The organism is Chitinophaga sp. YR573, assembly GCF_900110995.1.
Taxonomy (GTDB): domain Bacteria; phylum Bacteroidota; class Bacteroidia; order Chitinophagales; family Chitinophagaceae; genus Chitinophaga.
Genome location: NZ_FOJF01000002.1, coordinates 1,621,412 through 1,633,322, shown reverse-complemented (window position 1 = coordinate 1,633,322; position 11,911 = coordinate 1,621,412). Strand labels below are relative to the sequence as shown.

Here is an 11,911-nt window from a genome sequence, read left to right as displayed (position 1 = left end):
CAACGTCTGCTAAAAGATTAAAAACAACAACAACATGAAAAAGAACTTGATTTGCTCATCTCTGCTAATTATTGCTGCCTTAGGACTGAAGGCACAAACAACCAAGCCAGTGAAAGATGCTACACAAGATGATATCAAAAACAAACTGGTACAACTGGCATACAACAATCCATCCATAAAAGTAAGAGACTACGAAAGAGATAAAACCGTAGCCGAATTACACAAGGCAGGCGCTAACTGGCTCAACTATGTAACATTAAGTGCCAACCTTAATGAGGTGACCCTGAAAACATACAAAAGCAGCAGCACTACCGATATCCGTAACCAGATCTATTATCCGCTGTGGAACGTGGGTATCAATGTACCATTAGGTTCCCTGGTAGGTAAAGGCAGTGATGTAAAAGTTGCCCGTAAAAATGTGGACATCGCTACAGCAGAACAGGAAGTAGCAAGACGTCAGGTGAAAGCAATGGTACTCTCTAAATACCACGATTACCTGATGACCAAAGAAATGCTGACTTTACAGAACGAGATCACTGAAGATGATTACACAGCTTTTCAGACAGCAGAAACCAAACTGGCAAGCGGTAGTATTTCTTACGAATCGTATACCAGCACGTCTCAGCGTTATAACGACGACAGAAACAAAAAACTGTCACTGGAAAGGGATTTAAGCAATGTTAAACTGGAAATAGAAGAGATTATCGGTGTGAGACTGGAGGATGTTATCGCCCAGTAATTATTAAGATTAATTGATTATCATGTTGAAAACAATTCGTGCTTTTTTAATACTGCTTTTTATCTGGTGGCTGCAGGCTCCCTCCACTGCATTTGCTCAACGTCATATGGACAGTATTATGGTGAATGTTACGGCATGGGGTAAAGTACATGCCTTACTTGCCCTGCCCGATGAATATGCAAAAACGAAAAAAGATTACCCGTTGATTATTTTTCTGCACGGAAAAAGCAAATCGGGTAACAACCTGCAAAAGTTGCTACTGGAAGGTATCCCCTACTGGATTAACAACGGTGAGAAAATGCAAGCCGTAAATCCGGCAGATGGCAAATTATACAAGTTTATAGTAGTGGCTCCCCAGGCTCCGAACTGGGGATTAAAACCGGATGAGATAAGACGCATGCTGGATGATGTGGAGAAACGCTACCGTATAGACCGTTCCCGTATCTATCTTACAGGTTATAGCGCCGGTGGCTGGGCAAGTGTAATGGCAATCACTGATAACGCCGCCCTCTCTGCCCGTTTCGCTGCAGCAGTGCCGATGTCAGTTGCATCTATTGACGATAAAAATCTTACACAGTTCAAACTGGTGGCTGATGCCAATATCCCCTGCTGGTATCTGGCGGGTACAGAAGAACTGCATTTCCTGGAAAATTGTGAACGCTACAAAGACAGCACTAATACCTACAAGCCTAACCTGGCTAAAGTAACAGTACTGGATGGCTTTGCACATCACAGCTGGAAAGAACAATACGATACGGCGTACAGGAAATATGGCATGAACATTTACGAATGGATGCTTCAGTATAAAAAGTAATATTAATTTTTACATCCCCCCAATGAGAGTACATTTTAAAAATTTAGATGCTATACGATTCCTGGCTGCCTTCCTGGTGGTCATGCATCATATGCAGTATTTCAAAGTTGAAGACGGTGTATCTTCCTGGCGCTTCTTAAGTCATTTCCTGGAAGACGCAGGTCGTGTAGGTGTGAACCTTTTCTTTGTACTCAGCGGATTCCTGATCAGCTATCTGCTGATGAAGGAAAATGATCAAACGGGGGGAATTAATTTTAAGAACTTTTATATCAGGAGAATACTGAGGATATGGCCTTTGTATCTTGCCTATGGTATTATACTGACCGTACTCTCTCCTTTTATCATGCATAAACTGGGAATAGCCGCACTCGGTGATAGTCATACTATCCTCACCAACCTGCTGTTCCTTTTATTATTTGCGGTAAATATCCAGCTGGCATTTTTCCCTTATAACAAAGGGATCCTTGAAATAACATGGTCTGTTTGTATAGAAGAACAATTCTACCTGATATGGCCTTTGTTACTGATATTGTTCAGGAAAAGACTGAAGCTGTTATTCGTGGTAATGTTAAGCATAGGTTTCCTGTGTAAGACACTCTGCCTGGTATTGCCTTATTTCTTCCCTGCTAAATTTACAGTACTGCAGCTGTTTGGTATCAACTACGTATTGCTGTTTGATAAACTGGAATTGTTCGGGATGGGAATGTTTGCTGCATACATGCTGTTCAACAGGGAATCCTACAGCAAATTATTCGACGCCATACTGAAGCCGGGTATACAATGGTTCATGCTGATCATTACTGTTCTTGTAATGTTATCTGTTATCAAAGTACCTATTCTCAGTAAGTATTATTACGATCACTTTATTCACGCAGCGCTTTTCGGCTACCTGATGCTGATGGCGGTGGCCCCCAATAGTATACTGCACCTGGAATATCCTCTGCTCAAAGTATTGGGAAAGGTTTCTTATGGTATCTACCTTTTTCATGCACCCGTTTGCCAGTTGCTCCTGATTGTTTTCATGAAGGTATTTGGTCATGCGCCGAATGTAGCGGTATATGAAATATTGTACCCGTTGACGGGCCTGATTGCTACCTGTGGTGTAGCATATCTGTCATACGAACTGTATGAAAAACACTTCCTGAAATTAAAAACCAAGTACTCTGCCATTCAAACCTATGTCACAGAGAAGAGGCTGCCCCGTTTACCCGGGACAGCCTCCTGATTATTCCGAAAGTGATCCAGCCGGGGTAACCCCGGCGGATCTTTCGGGTAGCATAGGTTATTAATTGGCCTTCACAAATTTACTGGACAGGTTCATTGTTTTCCCGTCAGAGATTTGCATAATATAGATACCGGAAGAAAAACTACTTACATCTATATCTTTGGAAACTGTTGATACGGTACCAAGATCATAAGTACCTCTCATAGTACCGGTGCTGGTGTAAATATTAATAATGATCCTGCTTGTTTCTGCCAGCGTCAGTCTTACATGCAAGGTGGTAGTCGCAGGATTTGGATAAACCTGTAAACTTACTGTTACTCCGGCAACACCGGTTTTATTGCCTACAATGATGGTAACATCATCTGTATCTGTATTACCATACGTATCTGTTACTGTTAAACGGAACACATAAGTGCCTGTTGCGGAAAAAGTAACAACAGGTTGCTGTGCTGCTGGATTCAGAATATTTGAACCGGCAGGGCCACTCACCAGTACCCAGTTGTAGGCAGATACGTATCCACCTGTAGCATAGGAAGAAGAACCATCCAATGTTACCATGTTAGTACTGGGATAACTGATTGTCTGATCAGCACCTGCATTTGCCACCAGTACATTGGCCGGATTTGGTTTTACAATAATCGATTTATCATCTGTAGATGTAGCACCATTATTGTCTGTCACCGTTAACCGGAACACATACGTACCTACGGTTGTTAACTGGTTCAGGTCGGTAGCCACCGCAGTGGGTTTTACGATCGAAGCCGTAGAAGGGCCTGATACCTGTGTCCATTTGTAACTTGTTATAGTGCCATCAGGATCAGTAGAAGCAGCTCCTGTTGCATCGGAATTGTTCTGTGGCTGGGTAATGGTTACGTCAGCACCTGCATTTGCTACCGGCGCTTTATTGCTCGAAACGGCCGCCGCTTTTACAATCACGCTTACCTGCGCAGTGTCTTTAGCGCCTTTATCATCTGTAACGATCAGTCTGAACACATAAGTACCTGCTGTAGTCAGCTTACTCACGGTTGGCTTGGCAATAGTAGCAGTAGTAATCGTTGACGTCACCGGGCCGGAAGATTGCGTCCAGGCGTATGAAGCAATGGTACCGTCTGCATCTGTAGCGGAACCGTTTAAAGTAGCCTGGGATGTTGGTAAAGTGATGGTGATATTAGTACCCGCACTCGCAACCGGAGGTTTATTGGCAACAACAGTAGCCGCTTTTACGATCACACTTACCTGTGCGGTATCTTTAGCGCCTTTATCATCTGCAACGATCAGTCTGAACACATAAGTACCTGCTGTAGTCAGCTTACTCACGGTCGGTTTGGCAATAGTAGCAGAAGTAATCGTTGACGTAACCGGGCCAGACAATTGCGTCCAGGCGTATGAAGCAATGGTACCGTCTGCATCTGTAGCGGAACCGTTTAAAGTAGTCTGGGAAGTGGGTAAAGTAATGGTGATATTACTACCCGCACTCGCAACCGGCGCTTTGTTGGCAACAACAGTAGCTGCTTTTACAGTAACAGTTACCTGGTCTGTAGCGGTAGCCCCCTTGTTATCAGTAACTGTCAGCTTAAAAACATAAGCACCTGCAGTAGCCAGTTTGGTAATAACCGGTTTCGCAACAGCAACGGTTGTAATAGTAGCGGTCACCGGGCCGGATACCTGTGTCCAGGCATAAGAAGCAATCGTTCCATCAGGATCAGTAGAATTGGAACCATCCAGCGTAACGGTGGCAACAGGTAAAGTGATGGTGATATCAGTACCTGCGCTGGCTACCGGAGCAACATTCGTTACGGTACCGGAAGAATATTCATCCGCACCTACATCATATCCTGCTCCCTGTGGTCTTGCTTCATTATCGATGTCGTATTTGAAATAAGCGCTCAGGTCCTTCCCCTTGTCTATTACAGGAGATCCCAAAGCCAGGTGGAAGTTCTTACCCGCAGCATCTGCAAATTTAACGGTGGCTACATCTCCATAATTAAGGTTGTTTGCAGAAATATAATCCATACCCGCATCGAAAGACAGATAAGAAAGTGTGCCTCTTGATGATAATGATCCTGGTGTTACCAGCAGGTTATTATAAAACAGGTTGCCTTTAGCTACTGTGCCAAAGCTGTTCTGGAAACGGATAGCATCCCTTCCTGAATTAATTACGGTGTTATTGAAACCATATACCTGCAATGGCACATAGTTATTCTTGGTAGGTCTGTCATCGATAAATATAGCATCCTGTCTGACACTGGTGCCATCCCATCCTGCATCGCTCACTATATTATTATACACGTAACAAAGGCCGGTACCGAATACTTCGATACCATTACCGGTACCTTTAATGACAGTGTTGTTATATACTTTACCATTGGATTCTCCACCCAGGATAATCCCTGCCTGCTGGCTACCCATGTTGGTAGTACCATAGTTGGAGACTTTATTATCATGAATCTCTACATCCTGTGGTGCAGAAGCTACCTGTATACCATCCCATCCGGTATTGGCAGTAATTACATTGTAGATTCTGAGGCCATAGATGCGGGGAGGCAGTACATTCTTCACTGTACCATCTGTACAGGTCACTTCTGTACCATTGGGAGCAGTATTCCCAATATACATACCTTCTCCTGATACATCATGAATATAGAGGTCATGCAATTTTACATTGCGGATAGCAAAATACGGATACTGGTTAGCTGTTTCACAATCAGGATTTACCTTCGCCATCATCCCCACTTCACTACCTGTTATTTCCATCCTTTCTGCTTCGTAATCGGTACATCCTTTACCCATAGCAACACCCACATTCAGTCTCTTACTAACACCGTTAATACTGAAACCATATTTGTCGCTGCTACCGGCACCGCTCACCTTAAAGTATTTCGCGTTATTGAAGATGAAACCATAACTACCGCCGTTCCCTATTTTTACCTGTCCGCCACAATTGATAAATACAATTGGTTTGGCTGCTGTACCGGTAAAATTATAGAACTGCATGTAAGAATAGTTACCTGCCTGTATACAAACAGTATCACCTGGTTTCACCGTCATGGTTGCACCATTAATGTATGCACCACCATCAGCACCCGGTTTAATCAGGTACTTACAGAAAGCACACGCAGTGGTTCCTGTAGCTGGCTGTGTAGTGGTTGCTGCCGGACTTACTACTACGGTAGCCTGTGTGCTGCTCGTGCCACCTGCCGCATTCTTTACGGTAAGACTGAATACATAAGTACCAGCCACCAGATTGCTGGCAGTGATAGTTGCAGTACTGGTGCTGCTTAATGTTGCAGTAGAAGGACCGGAAACCTGGCTCCATGTGTAACTGGCGATAGTGCTGCCGGATGCGGTAGAACCCGATCCGTCCAGTGTAGTACTGCTTACCGGCAGTTTGATAGCGATGCTGGCATTGAGTATCGCTGCAACAGGAGCAGGAATTATTACTGCAGCAGCAGATACGACCACACTCACCTGTGTGCTGGCGCTGGTACCTGCCGCATTCTTCACTGTAAGGCTAAACACATAAGTGCCTGCAATCAGTTTACTGACAGTAACGGTTGCCGCTGAAGTGCTGCTGAAAGTAGCCGTAGAAGGGCCTGATACCTGGCTCCATGCATAACTGGCAATAGTACTGCCGGATGCACTTGAACCGGAACCATTCAGGATAGTACTGCTTACCGGAAGTATAATGTTGCTGGCAGTAGCAGCGGCTATCGGTGCAGGAATTGTGTTACCTGCATTAGCCCTGCTGTACTGCAGCATCCATTCATAGATATTGGGAGACTGATAAGTATGCGTTGCGTCATATGCCTTGTCCCATACATTATCACTATGTGTTCCACCTGCATAGGTAGTAGTAATAGCTTTGTATTTAGGATTGCAGCTGTTAATCTTCGTAGTGTAAGTGGTCTGATTGTCAATGAAACTATCAGAGCCACCGCAAAGTGACCATACGGCCAGGTTGCTGCTGGCTACATCACAAAGGCCAGCTTCTTTGCTGGCATCAATTGCAGCTGTAGATACGGGCACAATCGCTGCGAGATTGTCTGAATAGTTCGTGCCTGATGCTACATAGTTCAGGACACCATAACCACCGGCACTAAGTCCGGTCAGATAAATACGTGAATCATCAATACGGTACCTGGATTTAATATCATCAAGTACATTCTGGATCATAGTTTCACTGGCCCAGCCATTTGGGATTTGAGGTGAAACGGTAATGAATTTAAATAATTTTCCGCCTACAGTAAACTGCATGTTCGCACCCTTCGCAATGATCTTAGGCACACCATGAGCCAGTACAGCATTAACGTCTGTGCCGCCTTCTCCTACTCCATGAATAAAAATGATGAGTGGGTAACTGGTAGATGTGGTCTTGTAATCATCCGGTAGGTGTAGCCATGCACCGGTCGTTACGCCGGTGGCTAAGTTTACGGTAATCTTTGTTTGGTCTCCCTGCGCTCTGCTTCGATATGGACAAAGCAGACACATTAGGACGCCGGCACATATAAGTAGCCTGGCAATAGTTTGGTTTTTCAATGCTGGTTAAAATTTAGTAGCGTTTTACAATAACCTAATGTTTTCGTAATTCTAATTGTCCTTATTGTCTTCTTGTCGTCCGTGGCAAAAATAGGATAGATATTCCTTTTTTAATAAAAAAAACAAATATAAAGTATTAAATAATCTATTGAATTTAATAATATATATTGAACTGGCCAAAAATATGTTGGATACTACAACCAGTTAAAAAATGATAATTCGAATATTATCTTACTATTACTTGTTTATTTCTCAGCTCCTGTAAACGGTTATATAACAATATTCCTTTAACTGCTGCACCAATTGATACTGCAGGACGCTCGCAGTTGAAGCGGTGTAATATGCGCGGTGAAATATCCCGTTTGTGATTTGCTGTGCCAAAAATTACGTCTATAGGATCTGGTCCTTCTAATATGGTTTCGAAAAAAGTACGGCTTACGCCTGCATCGGTATGAGGAAATGCAAAAGCACGATATGGTATATGAAAATGTTCGGTTAAAAAGTTGACGGAATCTCTTGTCTGGGTCAGCTGCTCTTCCAGCGTAAGCTGACTGTAATACGGATGATCCACACTATGCCCCCCTATCGCAAACCCTTGCTGCACCAGCTTTCCCACTTCATCCAGCGTCATGAACGGACGTTGTTGCTTTAGATAATCCGTAAAGGATATTTCCAGTGCAGCTCCCACTTCTTCTGCCAGTTGCCTGTTATGATAAGAGATTCTTTTTATTGCAGGAATCAGTTCTTCCTGATTTCCCAGTATAGTACTGAGTTTGGCCAATGCAGCAGCACTATGGTTACCTGTTTGTATAGCCTCAATGATCAGGCTTACTTTAAATTTATAAAACAATTCTTTATTATCCAGGAAAGCGCTGTTCAGGAAAAACGCAGCAGGTACACCTTTCTTTAATAACAACGGCGCGATGTTTTCTGTAATCTCACGCAGCCCGTCATCAAATGTAATCAGGAAAGACCTTGCTGGTAAAGGTTGTCCGGATGTAACAGCTGTAATAACGTCCTGTAATGTAACCGGTGTGAAATGTTTCAGTAAATAATCCAGGTCCTGTTCAAAAGCACGAATGTTTTTAAAAGGATAGAGATGTTTGATATGAGGTACATCCTTATTGCTGACAAGGTGATGGTATGGAAGTAGTAAACCTCCGTTTTGCAACATTTTTATCGGTAACAGCTGCACAGCACTATAGAAAGCATTTTTAGCAAGACTCATATATATTTGGGATAAGGTAAGTCTTGATAAAGATAACAAAATCTATCACTTAGCAAGTGATCAAATTTGTTATGACAGCGTAGGTTGGCAGATGTTGTTGGTCATAAATACACTGCATCTGACTGTTTAGTTCTCTGATTTAGCTTTGGAATATGGTTCAGCATTTGTTTTTCAATTTAACTTCACCTGATATTCACGTCAGATAAGGTGTATTTATTGACCAACAACATCTGGCGCGAAGATTATGTTATCAAACTGAGGTACTAAGATCATTGAGTACCTGCCTTGCTGCATGATAACCACACATTCCATGTACCCCTCCACCTGGCGGTGTAGAAGCAGAACATAAATAAATTCCTTTTGCAGATGTACGATAAGGAGACCATCGTAATGCTGGTCGTGTAAATAATTGCCGGATATCTATCGCCCCGCCATTGATATCGCCCCCGATATAATTAGGGTTATAAGCCTGCATTTGTTGTGGGTTCATTACATGTCTCGCAATAATCATCTTCTTAAAACCAGGTGCAAAACGTTCTACCTGGTTCTCTATGATAGCTGTCATATCCACAACAGCACCATTCGGTACATGACAATAAGCCCAGGCAGTATGTTTGCCTTCCGGCGCTCTTGTAATATCAAACAAACTTTGCTGTGCCAGTAATACATATGGTTTCTCCGAAATCTTTCCCTGCCAGTTACCTTTTTCTGCTAAGGCTATTTCTTCATAGGTATTACCAAGATGCACTGTACCCGCCAGTCTGCATTCTTCCGCCGTAAAAGGAATAGGGCCGTCAAGTGCCCAGTCGATTTTAAATACACCCGGGCCATAGCGGTATTTACTCAGCTGTGATTTGTAAAAAGAGGAGAAACGATGACCTGCAATCTGTAGCAATTGCTTAGGCCCTGTATCAAAGAGAATGGCGCGTGCCGGTGGTAACTGATCGACATTTTCCACGTAAAGACCGGTGCGTATTTCACCACCAATAGAGATAAAATAACTGGCCAGTGCATCTGCCAGCCCCTGGGAACCTCCCTGTATCAGCGGCCATCCATCCAGATGGGCGGCTGTGCTTAATACAAGCCCTATAGCGGCGCTGGAAGTATAAGAGAAAGGCAACAGTGAATGTGCCGCCATACCAGCCCATAATCCCCTTGCTTCCGGTGTTTTAAACCGCTTAACAATAGCATCGGCCGTCCTCATAGCTTTTAATCCGAATTGCAGCATCCGGAACGGTGCTTTCGGGAAATGCAAAGGCGCCAGTATATCTTCCGCCATATATGGCCAGTCATTTACTACCGGTTTTATCAGTTGCAGATAAGCGGCAGCATCTTCGCCTAATAGTCCGGCGGTTTCTTCTATACTGTGTTTTAATACAGCGGCATGTCCATTATCAAACGGATGAGCGGCTGCTATAGTTGGTTGTATCAGAGACAAGCCATGTACAGCCAATGGCAGCGATTTAAAAAATGGTGATAAAGTGGCCATCGGATGAATGGAAGAACAAACATCATGATGAAAGCCCGGTAATGTGAGTTCTGCGGTGCGCATGCCACCACCAATAGTTTCTTTACCTTCTGCAAGTAATACCTGCAAGCCTGCCTGTTGAAGAGTGATAGCGGCTGCCAGTCCGTTAGGACCCGCACCTACTACGATCGCATCTATTTCCATTTCTCTGGTTTAAATAATACTGTGCCGTCCTGTTGTAATACCCATGCAGTAACAGGGTTTACATGATAGCCTCCCATGTCGGTCCCTCTTGCATTGATTAACTGTTGTAATGTGGGTTGCCGGTAACCGGTATCATCTATGGCTCTGCTCATGATCTCTGTTGTTTGTCCATCCCAGCGCCATAAATGACGGAAATAAGTATGGGCCTTGTCCAGTACTGGTTCCTGCAGAATGGCCTTTGTCCAGTTTTTTCCGGCATCTGTACTTACTTCCACGCTATCTATCTTTCCCCTCCCACTCCAGGCAATGCCTCTTATTTCTATCCATCCTTTTTCTACCTGCTGAGGATAAGAAGGATAAGTGATGACAGACCTCGCATCCATATCAAAACTAAACTGCCTGATCTTGCCATCTTTTACTGTTTCTGTATATTTTGATGTTTCTTCTCTGGTCATGAATGGCTGATCAGATAACTCTATCCTTCTGATCCATTTTACATTGGTATTACCTTCCCATCCGGGCAGGAATAATCTTGCGGGATATCCCTGCTGTGGCCGTATCGCCTCTCCATTCTGTGCGTAAGCGATCATACCATCTTCCAAACCTTTACTTACCGGAATGCTGCGTGTCATTACAGCTGCATCTGAACCCTCTGCAAGAAACCAGCTGGCCTTGGGACTTACACCCACTTCCCGGAACAGCGTAGAGAGCATTACACCCGTCCATTCACTCTGACTGGTAAGCCCGCAGATTTCCTGTGGTGTCATGGTGGTTTTGCCTGTTCTGAAATTACCGGAGCATTCAATAAAAGCGATCCTGGAAAAAGCTGGAAAGCGTTTCAGGTCCTTTAATCTAAATATCATCGGACGTTCTACCATTCCATGGATCAGTAATTCATATTTCTCAGGATCTATGACCGGCACACCGGCATGACTCCTTTCAAAGTGCAGGTCTGATGGTGTAATAGTGCCATACAGGTCCTGCAAGGGCGTTCTTGATGAAATATCCGAAGGCTTCTTTTCCGGTTGCTCAAAAGGCGAACGGCTACCCAGCTTCCCCGGAGATGCGCCCTGCGTTTTTGTAGGATCCTGTGGCTCTGCCCGTGTATTACCCACCAGCGAAGCCACAGCCGTTACTGCAGCAGCCTTTAACCATGTTCTGCGTGGTATTTTATTACTCATCTTATTTCATCCCCTCCTCTGCGATCATCATTTATATACAAAGTCTTCGCTGGCATCACCACCGCTGCAAGATTATGTGCGTTAATCTCCTTAGTACTGTCAATAATCCCGTTTCTCCAAAGGAGAAAAGCTGTTAAGCTATACACTTCCTCATTCGTCAATGACCCGGGTGAATTATAAGGCATCGCCCGACGGATATAATCAAACACAGTAGTAGCATAAGGCCAGTAATTACCTATCGTCTTTGCCTTCACCGTATCTCCAAACACAGCAACCAACCGGTTATTACTTACTTCTGTTCCCGTCGCACCATGGCAAGCCGCACATTTGGAAGTATATAGCACCTGTCCAAGAGCAGCATTCCCACTCCCCACCGGTAAACCTTTCCCATCAGGAGTGATAGAAATATTCAACGAATCTATTTCCCTCACAGTCGCCGCCCTGCCAAAACCAAAACGCGATGGCTCAGGATTACATGCCGCTAAAATCATCATCAATAAAAATCCTCTCCGCATA

Annotated in this window: 8 protein-coding genes; 3 read left to right on the top strand and 5 right to left on the bottom strand. The window is 44.0% G+C overall.

Going from position 1 to position 11,911, the window contains the following annotated elements; genetic code table 11:
- Nucleotides 1–34: 34 nt before the first annotated feature.
- From BMW86_RS26235 to BMW86_RS26225, 3 genes are read left to right on the top strand one after another with little or no spacing between them, the layout of a single operon-like run.
- The gene (locus tag BMW86_RS26235; protein ID WP_089785635.1) at nt 35–739 is read left to right on the top strand and encodes a TolC family protein; all 705 of its coding nucleotides are present in this window, start codon (nt 35–37) and stop codon (nt 737–739) included.
- A 22-nt stretch (nt 740–761) separates the two neighbouring features.
- The gene (locus BMW86_RS26230; protein WP_089785633.1) at nt 762–1,553 is read left to right on the top strand and encodes a carboxylesterase family protein; all 792 of its coding nucleotides are present in this window, start codon (nt 762–764) and stop codon (nt 1,551–1,553) included.
- A 22-nt stretch (nt 1,554–1,575) separates the two neighbouring features.
- Entirely contained in the window at nt 1,576–2,778 is a 1,203-nt protein-coding gene (locus tag BMW86_RS26225) for an acyltransferase family protein (protein ID WP_089785631.1), read from the top strand.
- 60 nt (nt 2,779–2,838) lie between these two features.
- Here BMW86_RS26225 and BMW86_RS26220 read toward each other — a convergent pair whose 3' ends face one another.
- The 5 genes from BMW86_RS26220 to BMW86_RS26200 form a co-directional block, all read right to left on the bottom strand.
- Nucleotides 2,839–7,266, bottom strand: coding sequence for a PKD domain-containing protein (locus BMW86_RS26220; RefSeq protein WP_089785628.1), 4,428 nt, complete (start codon nt 7,264–7,266; stop codon nt 2,839–2,841).
- 274 nt (nt 7,267–7,540) lie between these two features.
- On the bottom strand, nt 7,541–8,542 hold the full coding sequence (locus BMW86_RS26215) for a polysaccharide deacetylase family protein (protein ID WP_089785626.1): 1,002 nt from the start codon (nt 8,540–8,542) through the stop codon (nt 7,541–7,543).
- Nucleotides 8,543–8,792: 250 nt separating this feature from the next.
- Nucleotides 8,793–10,214 (bottom strand): phytoene desaturase family protein, encoded by a 1,422-nt coding sequence (locus BMW86_RS26210; RefSeq protein WP_089785624.1) that lies wholly within the window; start codon nt 10,212–10,214, stop codon nt 8,793–8,795.
- Nucleotides 10,205–11,395: a sulfite dehydrogenase gene (soxC, locus tag BMW86_RS26205; RefSeq protein ID WP_089785622.1), complete on the bottom strand. Its 1,191-nt coding sequence runs from the start codon at nt 11,393–11,395 to the stop codon at nt 10,205–10,207. The genes BMW86_RS26210 and soxC overlap by 10 nt, the downstream gene beginning before the upstream one ends.
- Entirely contained in the window at nt 11,392–11,910 is a 519-nt protein-coding gene (locus BMW86_RS26200) for a c-type cytochrome (protein ID WP_089785620.1), read from the bottom strand. The genes soxC and BMW86_RS26200 overlap by 4 nt, the downstream gene beginning before the upstream one ends.
- Nucleotide 11,911 lies beyond the last annotated feature (1 nt).